The sequence below is a fragment of the Amycolatopsis sp. PSD-21 genome, assembly GCF_055561455.1.
Window position 1 is genome coordinate 8,106,740 of sequence record NZ_CM145712.1, and the last position, 18,036, is coordinate 8,124,775.

Annotated in this window: 11 protein-coding genes; 5 read left to right on the top strand and 6 right to left on the bottom strand. The window is 69.3% G+C overall.

Translation table 11 applies throughout. The features are described from left to right. Positions 1–8: 8 nt before the first annotated feature. The gene (locus ACZ1DY_RS38150) at positions 9–5,306 is read right to left on the bottom strand and encodes a type I polyketide synthase (RefSeq protein ID WP_465482549.1); all 5,298 of its coding nucleotides are present in this window, start codon (positions 5,304–5,306) and stop codon (positions 9–11) included. A 356-nt stretch (positions 5,307–5,662) separates the two neighbouring features. Between ACZ1DY_RS38150 and ACZ1DY_RS38155 the strand changes: the two genes are divergently transcribed. Then, the gene (locus ACZ1DY_RS38155; RefSeq protein ID WP_306855998.1) at positions 5,663–7,213 is read left to right on the top strand and encodes a (2,3-dihydroxybenzoyl)adenylate synthase; all 1,551 of its coding nucleotides are present in this window, start codon (positions 5,663–5,665) and stop codon (positions 7,211–7,213) included. 184 nt (positions 7,214–7,397) lie between these two features. Here the strand turns inward: ACZ1DY_RS38155 and ACZ1DY_RS38160 are convergent, their stop codons facing one another. Together ACZ1DY_RS38160 and ACZ1DY_RS38165 are read right to left on the bottom strand one after the other, a co-directional pair. Next, positions 7,398–7,814, bottom strand: coding sequence for an SgcJ/EcaC family oxidoreductase (locus tag ACZ1DY_RS38160; RefSeq protein ID WP_192743600.1), 417 nt, complete (start codon positions 7,812–7,814; stop codon positions 7,398–7,400). 27 nt (positions 7,815–7,841) lie between these two features. Beyond that, a complete protein-coding gene (locus tag ACZ1DY_RS38165; protein WP_257484214.1) occupies positions 7,842–9,023 on the bottom strand; it encodes an acyl-CoA dehydrogenase family protein in 1,182 nt (393 codons plus the stop codon). Between the two features lie 224 nt (positions 9,024–9,247). Between ACZ1DY_RS38165 and aroF the strand changes: the two genes are divergently transcribed. After that, positions 9,248–10,297, top strand: coding sequence for a 3-deoxy-7-phosphoheptulonate synthase (gene aroF / locus ACZ1DY_RS38170; protein WP_257484213.1), 1,050 nt, complete (start codon positions 9,248–9,250; stop codon positions 10,295–10,297). A 64-nt stretch (positions 10,298–10,361) separates the two neighbouring features. Here the strand turns inward: aroF and ACZ1DY_RS38175 are convergent, their stop codons facing one another. Then, positions 10,362–11,582 carry a cytochrome P450 family protein gene (locus ACZ1DY_RS38175; RefSeq protein WP_257484212.1) on the bottom strand — a complete coding sequence of 407 codons (1,221 nt, stop codon included), beginning with the start codon at positions 11,580–11,582 and terminating at the stop codon, positions 10,362–10,364. A gap of 226 nt (positions 11,583–11,808) precedes the next feature. Next, positions 11,809–12,495 (bottom strand): winged helix-turn-helix transcriptional regulator, encoded by a 687-nt coding sequence (locus ACZ1DY_RS38180; RefSeq protein ID WP_257484211.1) that lies wholly within the window; start codon positions 12,493–12,495, stop codon positions 11,809–11,811. Positions 12,496–12,599: 104 nt separating this feature from the next. Between ACZ1DY_RS38180 and ACZ1DY_RS38185 the strand changes: the two genes are divergently transcribed. After that, positions 12,600–13,409 carry an alpha/beta fold hydrolase gene (locus ACZ1DY_RS38185; RefSeq protein ID WP_257484210.1) on the top strand — a complete coding sequence of 270 codons (810 nt, stop codon included), beginning with the start codon at positions 12,600–12,602 and terminating at the stop codon, positions 13,407–13,409. 161 nt (positions 13,410–13,570) lie between these two features. Here ACZ1DY_RS38185 and ACZ1DY_RS38190 read toward each other — a convergent pair whose 3' ends face one another. After that, complete coding sequence (locus ACZ1DY_RS38190; protein WP_257484209.1) at positions 13,571–14,803, bottom strand: MFS transporter; 1,233 nt, start codon at positions 14,801–14,803, stop codon at positions 13,571–13,573. A gap of 370 nt (positions 14,804–15,173) precedes the next feature. On the opposite strand from ACZ1DY_RS38190, the gene ACZ1DY_RS38195 reads away from it, so the two are divergent. Next, on the top strand, positions 15,174–16,925 hold the full coding sequence (locus ACZ1DY_RS38195) for an amino acid adenylation domain-containing protein (RefSeq protein ID WP_465482550.1): 1,752 nt from the start codon (positions 15,174–15,176) through the stop codon (positions 16,923–16,925). A gap of 26 nt (positions 16,926–16,951) precedes the next feature. Next, positions 16,952–18,031 carry a 4-hydroxyphenylpyruvate dioxygenase gene (gene hppD, locus ACZ1DY_RS38200; protein ID WP_257484207.1) on the top strand — a complete coding sequence of 360 codons (1,080 nt, stop codon included), beginning with the start codon at positions 16,952–16,954 and terminating at the stop codon, positions 18,029–18,031. Positions 18,032–18,036 lie beyond the last annotated feature (5 nt).

Below are 18,036 nucleotides of genomic sequence, written 5' to 3' on the forward strand. Positions count from 1 at the left end.
TCGTGCGATCAGGCCGCTTCGGGCTCCCGCAGGACCTCCGTGACGTGTGCGGAGAGCGCGGCGACGGTCGGCTTCGCCCACAGGATCGTCGGCGGCAGATCGAGCCCGAACCGGCGGCTCAGCCGGACACGGAGACCGACGGTCATCACCGAGTCGACGCCCAGCTCGACCAGCGGACGCCGGAGGTCGACGTCCTCGGCGGCCAGGTTCAGCTCGGCGCCCACCTGTTCCCGGACCTCCTGGGTGATCAGCTCGTGCGCCTCTTCGGCGGAGAGGCTCGCCCAGTCGACGTCCGTACCGCCGTCGGCCTCGGCCGCGTCGGCGTCGATGGCGGCCAGATCCCGGAACATCGGCACCCGGGTGGTCCGCGCCGGCAGCGGCAGGACCCGCAGGACCGCCTGGTACGGCGCGTCGTACCGCTCGGCGAACGCCCAGGCGCGGAACGCCTCGGCCGCGGTGATCGCTTCGAGGCCGCGGGCGTTGGCCTCGAACATCGTGCTGGCGATGCTCTCCGACATCCCGACACCGAGCCAGGACGTCCAGCCGATGCTCGTGGTCTCGGAGTGCCCACCGGCGTTGCGGTGCGCGGCCAGCGCGTCGAGGAACGAGTTCGCCGCGGCGTAGTTGGTCTGCCCGGTGAGCCTGGCGAACTGGCCACAGGACGAGAACAGGACGAGGAAGTCCAGCGTCCCCGGCGGGAACAGCCGGTGCAGCACCAGCCCACCGCTCGCCTTGGGAGCGAGCACGTCACGCAGGCCGTCCAGGTCCACCTTGTCGATCAGCGCGTCGTTGACCACACCGGCGGCGTGGATGACGCCACGGATCGGCGGCAGCCCGTGGTTCGCCGGGTCGAGGGCCCTGGCGACATCCACCTCGTCGGTGATGTCCACCGGCACCGCGCGCACCGTGACCCCGGCCGCCTCGAGCGCGAGCACACTGTCGATCTGGTGCCGGACCTGCGGATCCGTGACGGCGTCCCAGTCCGAACGAGGCGGCAGGCCCCGCCGTCCCGCGAGCAGGAGCCGCCGGGCGCCGCGGTCGGCGAGCCACTGCGCGACCTCGAGACCGAGACCACCGAGACCACCGGTGATCAGGTAGGTACCGGTGGCCCGGCACTGGAGGCTCGCGCCGTCCGACGGCCGCTCGATGGTGGTCAAGCGGGCGACCTCGGTGGCGTCGCCGGACAGCGAGATGACGTCTTCGCTGCCACCGGCGTGCCGGAGCAGCGTGAGCAGCCGATCCGCGGTGTCCTCGTCGACCTCGTCGACGTCGATCGCGCCACCCCACAGCTCCGGACGTTCACCGGCGGCGATCCGCGCGACACCCCAGAGCGGTCCGTGCGCGAGCGCCGCCTCGTCCACGGCTTTGCGGACGCCTCGCGAGAGCGCCCAGACCTGCTGCGACGCGAAGTCGTCGCCGGCGATCGACGCGATCTCGCTGATCCGCTGAAGGGTCCGGATCACCGTCCAGCTCGCCCGTTCGGTCGCGGCTTCGAGCGTTTCGCCCGGCCGGGCGAGCGAGGGCGCGATCACGACCGCGCCCGGCTCCGACAGCATCGACTCGCCGAAATCGGCGGCACAGTCGCAGTCGCGCGCCGCGTCCTGGTGCGGATCCGGCCCGCAGACACGCACCGCCCGGGTGCCGAGCGCTTCGAACCGGGCCGCGAGGAGACCGGTGACCGTCGGGTCTCCGACGAGCAGGACCTGGCGCAGTTCACGCCAGGTTTCCGCCGTCTCCAACGGCTTCCAGGCGATCTCGTGCACGAGGTCGCGCGGGCCCGCCGCCGCGGCGCCGAGGTGTTCCACCGCCGCGAACCGCAGTCCGGTGACCTCGCAGACGATCCTGCCGGTCTCGTCGGCGACCAGGACGTCGGTGGTGTCCCGCGGGGACCGCGGCGATCGGCGGCTGTGCACCACGATCTTCGCGGGCGGGACGCCGTCGAAGACGACCTTCTCGATCGACCTCGACATCCACAGCACGGGGGCGTCCTCGGGGGTCACCACGACCGCGCTGATGGTCAGCGCGCCGTCGATGACGTGCGCCCAGCTGGCCGCGTTCGGGGCGCCCGGCTCGATGGTCATCACCGCGAGCTGCTCCGAATCCGTGCGGCGCAGTTCGTCGAGGTCCCACGGAAACGCGTAGCCACCGACCCCCATCCGGCGGAACATCGTGTCGACCTTCTCCCACGACCACTCCGGCAGCCGATCGCGGAGATCCGCGGTGTCGATCGTGCCTTCGGTGACCCGCACCCCGGGTTCGACCGCCGCCGTGGTGTGGGTGATCCACTCGTGCTCCTCACCGGCGTTGCCGTCTTCGGCGAGCCGGGTGGAAAGCCGGAGGGTGTTCTCCGAGGACACGATCTGTACGACCCGCGGCGGGACGACGGAAAGCGGGGTGCGCAGGACGATGTCGGTGATCGCCGCCTGCTTGCCGTCGCGGACCGCCGCCTCGGCGAAGGTGTTGATGATCGACGCCGCCGGGGTGATCTCGACTCCGACCACCTCGTGGCTGAGCGGGTACGGGCGGCAATCCATGTCCAGATAGGTCTGCCACACCACCCGCGCGGGAGAGCCGCTGACGGCCATCTTCCCGCCGAGCAGGCTGTGCTTCTCCGGATCGTGCCCGCCGCCGACACCGTTCGACCCGGTGGCGTCGTCGCCGAAGATCCAATAAGGACGGTGCTGCCACGCCACGGCGGGCAGGGCGAGCAGCGGGGTGTCCGGATGCTCGGCCGCCCAGTCGAAGTCGGCGCCCTCGCAGTGCAACTCGGCGAAGTTCGTCAGCAGCGTGGCGACCTCGTCCTGGTCGCGCCGCAACGTGAAGGCGACCTTCGCCTCCTCGACATCGAGGTGGTCGAGCGTCTCCTTGATCGAGTGGGTGACCACGGGATGCGAAGAGACTTCGAGGAACAACCGGTATCCGTCTTCGATCGCCGCCGTCACGGCCTGCGCGCACCGGACGGGCTGCCGGAGGTTCGCCACCCAGTAGGCGGTGTCACGGGGAGCCGCCGAACGGACATCGGTCAGCGCCGTGCTGTAGAGCGGGACGTCCGGGGTACGCGGGGTGAGCTCGGCGGCCGCGGCCGCCACGTTCGCGACGACCTCGTCGACGTGCTCGCTGTGGAAGGCGATGTCCGTGTCGACCGTCCAGATCCCGATCCCGTCGGTCTTCCATTCCGCGGCGAGCCGTTCGACAGCGGCGCGGTCGCCGGAGACGACGGTCGAGCCGGGGCTCGCGGCGATGGCGGCTTCGACGCCGTCGTGCCCGGCCAAGCGCCGCTCGACCTCGTCGAACGCCAGGCCCGCCATGGCCATCCCGCCACGGCCGGCGAGCGGCTGCAACGCGGCGGCCCGGCGGCAGGCGAAACGCGCGGCTTCCAGGACGTCCAGCGCGCCCGCGGCGACCGCCGCGGCGATCTCGCCGACCGAGTGGCCAAGGACGGCGGCGGGCTTCGCGCCGTGGCGGCGCCAGACCGCGGCGAGACCGATCTGCATCGCGAAGGTCATCGCCTGGACGTGCGAGGCACTCCACGGCCCACCGTCCACAATGGCCTCACGCGGGGTCCAGCCGAGTTCGGCGCGGAACACGTCACCGAGGGAATCGATCGCTTCGGCGAACACGGGTTCCTCGACGAGCAGACGGCGACCCATCCCGGACCATTGCGCGCCGTGTCCGGAGAACACCCAGACGACCTTGCCGTCCGCGGCCGAGGGCACCCGTCCCTTGGCGACGCCGGGTGCGGGCCGTCCCTCGGCGAGCGCGCGCAGGCGTTCGGTCAGTTCGGCGGTCGAACCCGCCACGACCGCCGCGCGCTGCGCGAGGTGGGAACGCCGCCGGGACAACGTGTTCCCGACGGAAGCGAGCGAGACACCGGGATTCGCGGCCAGCCACTCCGCCGTCGTCGCGGCGAGGGCCCGTACTCCCCCGTCGGAAGCTGCCGACAGCGGGAACACCGACGTGCCCAGTTCCGCGTTGGCACCCCTCAGCGCCTCGGGCGCGGCGACTGGGGCTTCCTTGAGGATGACGTGGGCGATCGAACCGCCGACGCCGTAGCTGGAAACTCCGGCGATCCGCGGCCGCTCGCCACGCGGCCACTCCTGGCGGTCCGCCACCAGGCGCAGCCCGGAACCGGCCCAGTCGAACTCGGGGTTCGGTTCGTCGTGCAGGCTCGGCGGGATCTCTTCGTTGCCCAGCGCGAGAATCACCTTGATCACCCCGGCGATCCCGGAACCGGCCTCGACGTGCCCGATGTTCGGCTTCACCGAACCGATCAGGCAGGGGTCGTCCACCCTGCTCTCACCGCCGAACACCGCCGCCAGCGCCTGGGCCTCCTCGCGGTCTCCCACCGGGGTGCCGGTGCCGTGCGCCTCGACGTAGCCGACCGACCCGGGCGCGACGCCCGCCCGCCGGTACGCCTGACGCAGCATGTGTTCCTGCGCCTCTCCGTTCGGCGCCATCATGCCGTCGGATCTGCCGTCCTGGAAAACCCCGCTGCCCGCCACGATCGCGAGCACCTGGTCGCCGTCACGGCGCGCGTCCGACAGTCGCTTGAGCACCACGACACCGGCGCCTTCGCCACGTCCGTACCCGTCGGCGTTCTTGTCGAAGGCCTTGGACTTCCCGTCCGGTGCCAGCGCTCCCGCGGCTTCGAGCGCGATATTGAGCGTCGGGCTGGCCATGATGTTGACCCCGCCGACGATCGCGACCGGGGTCTCCCCGATCCGCAGGCTCTGGCAGGCGAGGTGCAACGCGGTCAGCGAACCCGCGCAGGCCGTGTCGACGGCGAGGCTCGGCCCGCGCAGGTCGAGGAAGTAGGAGATGCGGTTGGCGATGCCGTAATAGGTGGTGCCGTTGACCGCGTAGGCGCCGGTGCGGCCGACGTCCTCGAGCAGCCGCCGCCCGTAGTCGTTGGAGTTCGCCGCGACGAACACGCCCGTCTCCGAACCACGCAGGAGATGCGGCGGGAGCCCGGCGTCGACCAGCGCCTCCCAGGCCAGCTCCAGGATGATGCGCTGCTGCGGGTCGAGGAAATCGGCTTCCCTGGGGGAAATACCGAAGAAGTCCGCGTCGAATCCCTCGATGTCATCGAGAAAAGCACCCTTGCGGGTGGTTTTCCGAAGAATGTTCGTGGCCTGTGGGCTGGCGGCCGCGTAAGATGACCATCGTCTCTCCGGCATCTCGCGCACCGAATCACGCCCGTCGATCAGGAACTCCCACAACTTTCCCGGAGAGTCGAGGTCAGGGGCGAACCGGCAGCTCATGCCGACGACGGCCACCGCGTCTGAAAATTGCACGTCCTGGCTCAAGTCCCTGCTCCTCTTCGCATTCAAGACCCGGCCGCGTAAACGATCATCGCGGATGACGGAATTGTTCGTCATGGCCGGGAACTCCGACCGAGTCATTTTTTGTCGCCGCCGTCAGCGCTGGCATCTCCTGCGTTGCCACCGCGTCCGATTCGCCGCCCCAGGGCCGACTCCCCGCATTCGAGGAGACGGGACGGCCAGGTCAGAGCCTTATCGTTCGGTGCAGTCGAGCCGCGTCGCGCATATGGAGGTCCGGCATGCCACGAAAAAACACCGAAGGAACCGTTCCCTGGCCCAGGGACTTCGCCGCGAGATACATTTCAAAGGGATATTGGGAAAATCGCCCACTGATCTCATTCTTGGAAAAGGCGGCCGCCGCCACGCCGGACGCGGTCTGCCTTGTCGACCGCGGCCTGCGGTTGACCTACCGCCAGCTGTTGTCCCGTGCGGACGGCGCGGCCGCGCGGATGCGTGAACTCGGGCTGCGCCCGGACGACCGGGTCGTGCTCCAACTGCCCAACCACTGGGAATTCGTCGTCACGACGGTGGCTTGCCTTCGACTCGGCGTCGTCCCGGTGATGGCGTTGCAGGGCCACCGGAAACAGGAGATCGCGGCCGTCACCGAACACGCCGGCGCGCGGGCGGTCATCACCGCCGGGATCGTCAAGGGCTTCGACCACCAGGCACTGGCCCACGAAGTCGCCGCCGAATCCGAAACCTGCGAACACGTCCTGGTGACCGCGGACGAACTCCAAGAAGGAAGCCTCGACCTCCGGGCGTACCTGTGCCCGTCGAGCGACGAAGTCTTCGAACCCGCGGAGCCTTCGGGTACCGACGTCGCGCTTTTCCTGCTGTCCGGGGGAACCACGGGCGCTCCGAAGCTCATTCCCCGTACCCACAACGACTTCTCCTACCTCGTCAAGCGGGCCGCGGAGATCTGCGGGATCGGGCGCGACACCGTCTATCTGGCCGTTCTTCCGCTCGGACACGGTTTTCCGATGACCTGGGTGCTCGCCACGCTGTTCGCCGGAGGCCGGGTGGTCGTCACCGATTCGCCGACCGCGGAACGGAATTTCCCGTTGATCGAGGCGGAAGGGGTCACGATGACCTCGCTCGTCCCGGCGATCGCGCAGCGCTGGCTCGAGCACCGCGTCGCCGGCTCCGCCCACGATCTCGGTTCCCTGGAACTGGTTCAGGTCTCCGGCTCCCGGATCCCGGACGAGATCGCCGGCCGGTTCGAACCCGTGCTCGGCTGCGCGCTCCAGAACGGCTACGGAATGGGCGAGGGACTGATGTGCCTCACCCGTCCCGGAGACCCCGCCGAAGTCGTCTGCCGTACACAAGGCAGGCCGATCTGCCCGGACGACGAGCTGAGGCTGGTCGACGCCGATGGCCGGCCGGTCGCCGACGGCGAGCCGGGCATCCTGCTCACCCGGGGGCCTTACACCGTTCGCGGTTACTACCGGGCGGAGGAGCGGAACGCGACGGCCTTCAGCGACGGCTGGTACAACACCGGCGACATCGTGCGCATGCTTCCCGACGGGAACCTCGTCGTCGAGGGGCGGGAGAAGGACGTCATCAACCGCGGGGGCGAGAAGATCTCCGCCGAAGAGATCGAGAACTTCGCCTACCAGGCCGGGGCGAGTCTCGCCGCGGCGGTTGCCATGCCGGATCCGGACCTCGGCGAGCGGATCTGCCTCTACAGCACCGGAAAACGGCTCGACCCCGGCCGGCTGCACGCGGCGATGGAAGCCGCGGGGGTGGCGACCTTCAAGTTCCCCGAGCGGCTGGTCCACACCGATTCGCTGCCGCTGACGGCGGTCGGGAAGGTCGACAAGAAGGCGTTACGCGCCGACATCGCCGCCCGGCTCGCGACGGAACGGCTGCTGGGCGAACGCCAGGCGAGCTGAGGCGAGCGAAGGCCCCTTCCCGAGGCGGGAAGGGGCCTTGAGGCGTGAAGCCAGGTGCAGGGTCGGAACAGGGGGTCGGCTCGACTGCTCGCACGTCTGCCGGGGTTCGGGTGTCGCGAAAGCCACTTTCAGGACGTCTGATGTCCCGAAAGTGGCTTTCGCGACGCTCGGCCGCACGGGGAAGCTACTTGTCGCGCGGGGTGTTCTGGTAGGCGGCGAGCCGCCACTCGCCGTCCTGGCGGGCGACGGTCCACGAGGCGCGGATCGCGTTGTGGTCGGCGACCTCGGACTCGCCCTTGTACAGCACGCCGCCCTGGGTCAGCAGCACCGCGGAATCGGGCGAGAGGAACCGCAGGCTGAGCGGCTTGCCCGTCACCTGGGTGCCCTTGTAGTTCGTGTCGTAGGCGTTCTTGAGGAACTTCCGGATCTCCTCGCGCCCGTTGGCGAAGCTGCCGGCGAGGATCATCGTGCCGTCCTCGGTGAAGACGTCGGCGAAGGCATCGGCGTCGTGGTAGGCCCAGGCGGCGATCACCTTCTGCGTGAGCGCCGCGATGGCCGCCTTGTCCGCGTCGGTGACCTTGGCGGTTTCAGTGGTCGTCATCAGGACTCTTTCCCTTCGTGGCCGGTCTCAGATGTAGAGGGTGTTCGGCTCGAGCCCGCACAGCACGCGCCCGTACAGCTCGTTGTTGGTGTCGGGGTGCATGAGGGCGTGCAGGTTGACCGCCTGGATGTCGCGGGCGATGCGCTGGATCGGGACGTCGGAGAAGATCGACGACCCGCCGCTGGCGTTGGCGAAGATGTCGATGGCCTCCTTGCTCAGCCGCACCGTCGCGCCCATGTCGGCCCGCGCCCGCACCCGCTCTTCGAGCTTCCACTCGGTACCGTCGGACGCCTTTCCGTCGACGAGCGACGTCAGCCGCGTCGCGTGGAACTCGGCCTCGTCGAGTTTCATCACCGCGTCCGCGACCTGGTGGTGCGTCAGCGGTGCCTCGCGCTGGCTTTCGTAAGCGGTGTAGGTGATCTTGCGGTTCGGCAGGCGCTTGAGGAAGGACTCCTTCGCGGCGCGGCCGAGTCCGATCACGCTGCCGACCGACGACGCCGCGGCGACCGGGAGCAGGGGCGCGCGGAAGATCTCCAGCCCGGCGTTGGCCGCCGACGAGTACTGGCCCTGCAAGACCGCGGGCAGGCTGATGATCCGCTCGCTCGGGATGAACACGTCCTTCGCGACCGTGCTGACACTGCCGGAACCGCGCAGGCCGACCGTGTGCCAGTCGTCGACGATCAGCAAGTCCGTCAGAGGGACCACGCCCATGACCGGGTACGGCTCGGCGCCGTCCTCGACGAGGACCGCGATGACGACCTGCCAGTGCGCGTGGCGCGCACCGCTGATGAAGCCCCATTTGCCGTTCACGACCACGCCGCCGTCGGCGGGGGCCGCGATCGCGGTCGGGCTCAGCGTCCCGCAAACGCGGATGTCGGACCGCGAGAACACCTCGTCCTGGACGGCGTCCGGGAACAGGCCGGTCATCCAGCTGGTGATCCAGCTGACGCCGGTCGTCCACGCCGAGGAACCCTCGGCGCGGCCCAGCTCCGCCGCCACCTCGACGAGGGTGCGGGTGTCGGCCTCGTAGCCGCCGTACCGCTTCGGAACCCGAAGCCGGAACAGACCGGCGTCGGTGATCGCTTCGATCGTCTCGTCGTGCAGGCGACGGTTCTCTTCCGTCCACGCCGCGTGCTTCCGGAGCGTGGGCACCAGATCGGTGGCCCGTTGGACGAGTTGCTCGCGAGTCGGGTTCTCGGTGGTCGACACCATTTCCTCCTAGCTGTGGAACCGAGGTGGGCTGGTAGCGGGAGGACACCGGTCCTCGCGTGAACCTGTTCAGACGATCCCAGTGCCGTCAGGCGCGGACGTCTCCCTGATTGCGGCAGGTTTGAGGACGTCGGCGTCCTGGCGGCGGAGCCAGGATGGGCCTGCCGAAACGGCGTCGCGCCGCGACGGTTTTCCGGAGAGCCCGACCAGAGGAGACCGCAACCATGGTGATCGTGATGACACCGGACGCCACCGAAGACGAGATCGAGGCGATCGTCGCCCAGGTGGAATCCGCCGGCGGCGAGGCCTTCGTCAGCCGCGGGGTGAGCAGGACGATCATCGGATTGATCGGTGACGTCGAGGGATTCGAGACGCTGAACCTCGCCAGCAGGCCCGGAGTCGCCAAGGTGACGAGGATTTCGGCCAAGTACAAGCTGGTCAGCCGCGAACACCGGCCGGAGGGCAGGTCGACCGTCGAGGTCGGCGGCGTCCCGATCGGACCCGACACGATGACCCTGATCGCCGGGCCGTGTGCGGTGGAGTCGCCGGAGCAGACCTTGGCGGCGGCCGTGATGGCCAGGGACGCCGGGGCGACGCTGCTGCGCGGCGGCGCGTTCAAACCCAGGACTTCGCCTTACGCGTTCCAGGGACTGGGGGAACTCGGACTGCGGATCCTCGCGGACGTCCGTGCGGAGACGGGACTCCCGGTGGTGACCGAAGTCGTCGCGCCGCACGACGTCGACATGGTCGCCGAATACGCCGACATGCTCCAGATCGGCACCCGCAACATGCAGAACTTCGGTCTGTTGCAGGCGGCCGGACGGGCGGGCAAGCCGGTGCTGCTCAAACGCGGCATGAACTCGACCATCGAAGAATGGCTGATGGCCGCCGAGTACATCGCGCAACGCGGCTGCCTCGACATCGTGCTGTGCGAACGCGGCATCCGGACCTTCGAGACCTCGACCCGCAACACCCTGGACGTCTCGGCGGTGCCGGTGGTACAGCACCTTTCCCATCTGCCCGTGATGATCGACCCGTCGCATTCCGGCGGCCGTCGAGATCTGGTGCTGCCGCTGAGCCGCGCCGCGATCGCGGTGGGCTCCGACGGGGTCCTCGTGGATGTGCACCCACGTCCGGAAGAGGCCTTGTGCGACGGGCCGCAGGCCCTGATGACCGAAGACCTCCGGGAACTCTCCGGATCGTTGGAAGCGCTGGCCGTCCTGATGGGACGGCGCCCGTCCGCGGCCCCGCGGCGCTATCTGCGGGCGAGCTGATCCGGCGGTTTTCCATCCCTGGGCCGTTTCCGGTGCTCCGTCCCGGAAACGGCCCTCCCCTGCGTCAGCCGAGCCGGACGGGCAGGGTCCGGTGACCGTTCATGATGAACGTCGGCAGCGGGCGGAGTTCACCGGGTTCGACGGCGAGGGACAGCCCGGGGAACCGTTCGAACAAAGTGGACAGACCGATCGTCGCGACCGCGCGGGCGATCCCCGCGCCGAGGCAGAAGTGCGGGCCGTGCCCGAACGACAGGTGCTCCTTGTTCTCCCTGGTGATGTCGAAGCTGCCCGCCGTGTCCCCGTGGACCTCCGGGTCCCGCCCGATGGCGCTGTAGTTGACCAGGATCGCGTCACCACGGGGGATCGTCACCCCGTCGAGTTCGATGTCCTCCACCGCGTACCGCAGGGGCAGGTGCGCGAGCGGCGACTCGACCCGCAGGGTTTCGTCGATGACCTCGTCCCAGGAGACCTGCCCGCTGGTCACCAGCGCGCGCTGTTCGGGATGGGTGAGCAGCGCGGTGATGGAGTTGTCGAAGAAGTTGATCGTCGTTTCCGAACCGGCGCCCAGGATCGCGAAGATCGTGTCGGTCAATTCCTCTTCGGACAGCCGGGAACCGTCCTCGTCCCGCGCGGCGATCAGGTCGCTGGTGATGTCCTCGGCCGGCTCTCGCCGTTTGGCCGCGATCAGCTCGGCCATCGCGCCCCGCCAGCCTGCCAGCACCGCCTGCGCCTGCTCGGGGGTGACCGTGGTGTCGACCATCATGTCGATCACCTTGGCGGTCTTCGCCCTGGCGTCCTCCGACATCCCGATCAGGTCGGCGACCAGCATCGCGGGCAGCGGATAGGCGAACCGCTCGCGCAGGTCGACGACCTCGCCGGCGGGCACCGACTCCAGCGCGGCGATCAATCCCTGCGTGAGCTCGACGATCCGCGGCTTGATGGCTTCGGTGCGGCGGCGGGTGAACGCGCTGCCGACGAGTTTGCGCAACCGGACGTGATCCTTGCCGTACGCGGTGACCATGTTGTCCATCGCGATCCAGCTGATCATTTCCCAGTCCGGCGGGATCTGCCCGTTGATGAAGGCGGGCCAATGGTTTCGCGCGCTCTTGGTGACACGCGGGTCGGACAGGACGCGTTTGATGACCGAGTGGCTGTTGAGCGACCAGACCACGACACCACCGGGAAGCTCCACCTGGGTCGCCGGCCCCTGCTTGCGCAGCGCGGCGGCTTCACCGTGGATGTCGGCCCCGGTGACATCGAGCGCGACTGGGCAGCGGTTCTCCATGAAAATCTCCCTCAAGGACTCCATAGGCACTGGAAGACGACTCCGGCGGCCGACCGGGATGACGAGTCAGTTCCGCGGGAAGGAGATCCTCGGGGACTACCTCGCTGCCCTGGATCGTAAGTGAAGAAACCCTGGTGTTTGAAGACTTTCAGCGGCCATACGGAGCACTCGGCACATTGGAAGACTTCGCCTGTGAGGAATGCCCGGCACCGGTGTGCGAATCCGGTCAGGGCCGCCGGGAAGCGTTCACGGGGAGGGCGGCGGGTTCGGGTAGCGGGAAGCAGCCGGTGAATTCGGTGACCGCCTCCAGGTCGCCGTCGACCAGGACCGCTCCGTCGGCGATCGCCTGCGCGAGCCCGCGGCCTTCGAAGATCACTTCACGCAACGCCTCCACCGAAGTGGTCACCACCGCGTCCGGCCGGTCCAGCGTGCCGTACCCGATCTCGAGGGCGCCTCCGCCGACCCGGGCGATCACCTCGAACTGCCCGAAACGCAGCTGAAACGCCATTTCGAGGTCGCCGGCCGAGGCCGGGTCGAACATCGTCCGCATCGCCAGCACCAGGGAATCGAGGGACAGCGGGGCACGCTCGGGCATGAGCGGCGACCGGGCGGCCCAGCGGCCGAGGGCCAGCAGGGCGGGTTCGAGCTCGGCGCCCCACTCGGTCAGTTCGTACACGGTGGACGCCGCGGGTGGCGGCAGGGCGCGGCGTCGCAGGATGCCGGTCTGCTCCAGTTCCCGGAGGCGCTGGGCGAGCATGGTCGGGCTCGAACCCGGCAGCCCGGCCCGGAGATCGGTGAAGCGTTTGGGCCCCAGCAGCAATTCGCGCACGATCAGCAACGCCCACCGCGACCCCACCAGATCGAGCGCGTGCGCGGTCCCGCATCCGTCGAAGTACTCCCGCGTGATCACCACGTTTTCACTATAACCACACTATCGAGTTGCGTCACTGAAGTTGATAGTCAGTTTTTCGTACTTTACGATACGGTTACAGTGACGTCGACCAAGGGAGAGCGATCATGAGCACCGTCGTTTCGGCGGACGGAACCGCCATCGCCCGCACCCGGATCGGACAGGGAGCGCCGGTCGTGCTGGTCGACGGTGCGCTCTGCCACCGCCAGGCCGGACCGCTGACCGGTGTCGCGGAGGAATTGAGCACGCGGTTCACCGTCACCACGTACGACCGCCGCGGCCGCGGGGACAGCGACGGTGCCGGTGTAGTCGCCGAGGACGCGCTGGAGCGTGAACTCGAGGACCTCGCCGCGGTGATCGCCGACGCGGGCGGCCCGGTGTCGCTGTTCGGCATGTCGTCGGGCGGGGCGCTGGCGCTGCGGGCGGTCGCCGCCGGACTGCCGGTGACCACCGTCGTCGCCTACGAACCGCCGTTCTACACCGCCGACGACCAGAAGGAACAAGCTCGCCGCTACCACGGCGAACTCATCCGACTGATCGCCGCGGACCGCCCCGGCGACGCCGTCGCGCTCTTCCTGGACCGGGTCGGCTCGCCGCCGGAGATGATCGGCCAGATGCGCGAATCCCCGATGTGGCCCGGGCTGACCGCCGTCGCGCCGACACTGGCCCACGATTCGGCCATCATGGCCGACGCGGACCTCGGCGCGGCCGTTCCCGCCGAACCTCTGTCCACAGTGGACGTGCCCGCACTCGTCCTCTACGGCGGGAACAGCCCCGACTGGATGCTCGACGGCGCCCAGGAAGCCGCGAAGGTCCTGCCACGCGGCGAACAACGCACACTGGACGGGCAGGACCACGACGTCTCCGCGGCCGCGCTGGCCCCGGTACTCGCCGATTTCTTCTCCCGCAACGCCTGACTTGCCGAACGGCCTTCCCCGCGCCGGGTCGATGAGCGTGTCCCGAGCGTTTACGTCCGAGCCGCACTGGGTGTCGCGAAAGCCACTTTCGGGACGTCTGATGTCCCGAAAGTGGCTTTCGCGACGTCACCCCCGCTCACCGGCCCGACACGGCACTCGCCCTACGTCCCGATCGATTCGGCTTCCGACGACTTCGCCCGGCGGGCCACCCGGGCCGCGTTGAAGAGCGCCAGCAGGGTCAACGTGGCGAAGACGCCGATCGTGATCGGGATGAGCGGTCCCGGCGTGCTGCCGGTGATCCCGCCGATCACGATCGGGGAGAGCACGCTGCCCAGCATCCCGCAGCCGAGGATGGCGGCGGTCGTCGACTGTGCCGAGGACGGCGCGACCTTGGCCATCCAGGCCAGCACCGTCGGGAGTACCGGGCCCAGCGCGAATCCGGCGAGGCTGTAGCTGATAGGCGCCAAGGCCGGCGACGTGGCGGTGAACAGGGCCACCACGGCGAAGGCGGTGCAGATGAGCACCACCCGCTGCGGCGCCATCCGGACGGTCAGGGCCGGGATCACGAGCCTGCCGAGCGTCGATCCCGCCCAGAAGCCCGCGTCGAGCTGGGCGGCCGCGGACACCGAGTACCCCACACCGACGAGATAGGTGCTCTGCCAAGCGGAAACGCCGGTCTCGGTCGAGGCGTAAACGAGCCCGATGGCGGCGAAGGCCAGCAGGATCGGGAGGCCCCGGCGCAGCCGCCCGGCCGGAACGCCACTGTCCTCACCCTGCTCGGAGCCGGTGAGCAGTGACGCGCAATCCCTTACCTGCCAGCACAACAGGATCAGCACGCCGATCGCGGTGAACACGAACGGCAGGTTCGCCAGCCCGACCGTCCCGATCAGCAGCGGCCCCCCGATGGCGCCGAGCCCGAAGACGGCGTTGAGGATGCTGAGCTTGATCGCGCTGCGTTCCCCGAATCCCTTGGCGAAAGCGGTGTTCAGCAGCACCACGAGACCGCCGAAGCCGGTCCCCGCGACCAGCGCCGTGATCAGCAGCATCGGCCACGAAGCGGCGAACCCCATCAGCACCGCGGCGCAGCCGATGATCGACACCAGCACGCTGATCGACCGCCGTGGCGGCAATCTGCGCGCGCCGATCCCGAAGGTGAGGGTCGACAGCAGCGAGCCCGCGTTGAACACACTGATGAGTTCGCTTCCCGACGTCGGGCCGAGCTGGTAGATCACCCGCAGCTGCGGCAGGGCCGCGCCGAGGCCGGCGAACAGCGCCCCGAGCATGACGAACAGGGCATAGGCCAGCAAGGTGTGCCGGACACTCAATCCCGGACCGGCCCGGGGCCTCGGCGGCGGGGCCGGACTCGCCTGCTCGCCGGTGATCACATTGGTCACGACCTGGCCTCCTGTGCCGAGTGTGCTCGCGTCGGTTGCGCGACTCAGCGTCACTCACTTGTGGAACGACCCTTCTCCGAAAGCGCCGGATCCTCCCGCGACATGAAAAATTCACGAGTCCGCGGTGGCTCGCTCACTGGCTGTGACCATGCCCGGAGCAGCACACTGAACGCGTTCGCGTGCGTTGGATGTGTGAAGCAGGCCAAGGAGGCGTTCCGATGTCCGGGTCCGGGCGATCCACGACACGGCCCACCGGGGCGGGCGGCTCGCAACCGAGAAGACGTTCTCCCCTGTGGCCCGGTGAAAGCCTGGGAAACGCTCAGGTGGTGGGTCTTTCGGTCACCACCCGATTCACGGATTGGAGACTTCGATGACCGTCGCGTCCATCCAGGAGGCCTTCTCGGCCCGCGCGCGAACCCACCCCGGCGCCGTCGCGGTGCGGTCCGGCGACTCGGCCGTCACCTACGCGGAACTGGACGCACGGGCCGCTCGGCTGGCGGGCAGGCTCCGCGATCTCGGCGTCACCGCCGAGTCCCCGGTCGCGGTGCTGATGGACCGCTCCCCCGACCTCATCGTCGCCCTGCTCGCCGTGCTCAAGGCGGGCGGCGCCTACCTCCCGCTGCACAGCGCCTACCCGCTCGACCGGATGCAGTGGATCGTCGACGACGTCGGCGCCGGGGTCCTGCTCACCGACACGGCGATGAGCGGTGGCGAGCTGCCGTCCGTCGGCCACGTCGTCGTGGTCGACCGGGAACCGGCGGCGGAACAGCCTTACGAGGCACCGCTTCCCGGCCCGGACGACGAGCGCCTGGCGTACGTCATCTACACGTCCGGGTCGACGGGCAGGCCGAAGGGCGTCGAAGTCACCCACCGCTCCGTGCTGAGTCTCCTCGGCGATTCCTGCTGGGACCCCTCGGTCCACGGAAAGGTCCTGATGGTCGCGCCCTACGCGTTCGGGGTGTCCACCTTCGAGGTCTGGGGCCCGCTGCTGCGCGGCGGCGAGGTCGTGCTCGCCCCGCCGGGGACCTTCGACCTCCAGGCGGTGCGGCGGATCCTCGCCGCGGAGGTGGTCACGTCGGTCCACCTGACCGCCGGTCTTTTCCGTGTGGTGGCCGAAGAAGCGCCGGAATCGCTGGCGACGGTCAAGGAGGTGATGACCGGCGGGGACGTCGTCTCGTCCGCCGCGGTCCGCCGGGTACTCGAAGCCTGTCCAGGTATCAGGGTCCGGATCATGTACGGCCAGACCGAAACGACGCTGTTCTCCACCTATGCCACCTTCGACGGCCCGGACGAGGTCACCGAGACGATCCCGATCGGCCGTCCGATGGACGACACCCGGACCTACGTGCTCGACGGCGACCTGCGGCCCGTTCCCGACGGGGAGGTTGGCGAGCTTTACGTAGCAGGCGCCGGAGTGGCACGCGGCTACGCGGGCCGTCCCGATCTCACCGCCGAGCGGTTCGTGGACGATCCTTCCGGCGCGGCGGGCGAGCGCATGTTCCGTACCGGCGACTTGGTCCGTACCCGCGAGGACGGCGCGCTGGAGTTCTCCGGACGGACCGACAGCCAGGTGAAGATCCGTGGTTTCCGGGTCGAGCTCTCGGAAATCGAAGCGGTACTCGGCAAGCACCCGGACGTGGCACACGCTCTCGTCGTGGGCGCGCTCGAGAACGGCGAGCGCAGGCTGGCCGCGTACGTCGTCCCCGGCGCCGCCGAGGTCGACCTGGCCGAACTACGTGCGTACGTCGCCGAAAAGGTTCCCGACTACATGGTCCCCGCGTCCTTCCAGTCGCTCGGCGAACTGCCGGTGACGGCGAACGGGAAGATCGACCGGGGTGCGCTCCCGGAGCCGGTGTTCGGCGCGGACAACGGCTATCGCGCGCCGCGCAATCCTGTCGAAGAGACGCTGTGCGGGATTTTCGTCAAGGTGCTCGGCGCCGAACGCGTCGGCCTCGACGACAGCTTCTTCGACATCGGCGGCCAGTCCCTGCACGCCGCCCGGCTCGTCCTGCGGGTCGAAGGTGAGCTCGGGGTCCGCATCACGGTCGCGGAACTCTTCGACCTCCCGACGGTCGCGCTGCTCGCCAAACACGTGGCGGAGCTGACGGCCGAAGACAAATGACCCGCGACCACAAGGGGAACAGCCACATGGCCACCTTCGACGACCTCACGGTCGACCACGTGAAGATCTACACCTCCGACGCCGGCGCCACGGCCGATTGGCTGGCGGGCGGTTTCGGACTCGCGCCCTACGCGGAGTCGTACACGGGCGGCCCGGACGGCACGCGCCTGATCGCGGTCGGCCGGAGCGACATCAGGCTGATCCTCGCCGAGCCCCGCAGCGAAGACCAGGCCGGCTCGTTCTACCTTGCCCGGCACGGCGACGGGGTGGGCGACATCGCGCTCGGTGTCCCGGACGCGGCCGCCGCCTTCGACGACGCCGTCGCCAGGGGCGCGCGCCCGGTGGCCGGGGTGGCCGAGACCGACGGCGTCGTCACCGCGACCATCGGCGGCTTCGGCGACCTCACCCACACCTTCGTCCAGCGTCCCTCCACTGTGGACGTCCGGACGCTGCCGGGGTTCCGTGCCGTCGAGGACCCCTCCGCGGCCGACGTCGACCTCGGCCTTGTCGACCATTTCGCGGTCTGCGTTCCGCCCGGGCAGCTCGAATCGACCGTCGCCTACTACGAGCGGGTCCTGGACTTCCGGACGGTCTTCACCGAGAAGATCTCCGTCGGCGCCCAGGCCATGAACTCGAAGGTGGTCGAAAGCCTCTCGGGCGCCGTCACCTTCACCGTGATCGAACCCGACGTCAGCCGGGCGCCGGGGCAGATCGACCGGTTCCTCCGCGACCACGGCGGCGCCGGCGTCCAGCACATCGCGTTCACCGCGACCGACATCGTGCGGGCGGTGGACGCGATCAACGGCAACGGGATCGGTTTCCTCAGCACGCCGGAGTCCTACTACCGCAGGCTGGCCGACCGGCTCTCCCCGGTCGGCCACACGGTCGACGAGCTGCGACGGCTTTCCATCCTCGTCGACGAGGACCACGACGGCCAGCTGTTCCAGATCTTCGCCAAATCCGTGCACCCGCGCAACACCTTCTTCGTCGAGATCATCGAACGGCTCGGAGCCCAGACCTTCGGCAGCGGGAACATCCAAGCGCTCTACGAGGCCGTCGCCGACCAGGAGTCCGCCGACCGGGCGGTCGGCGAGAACGCCGCGTGACACAC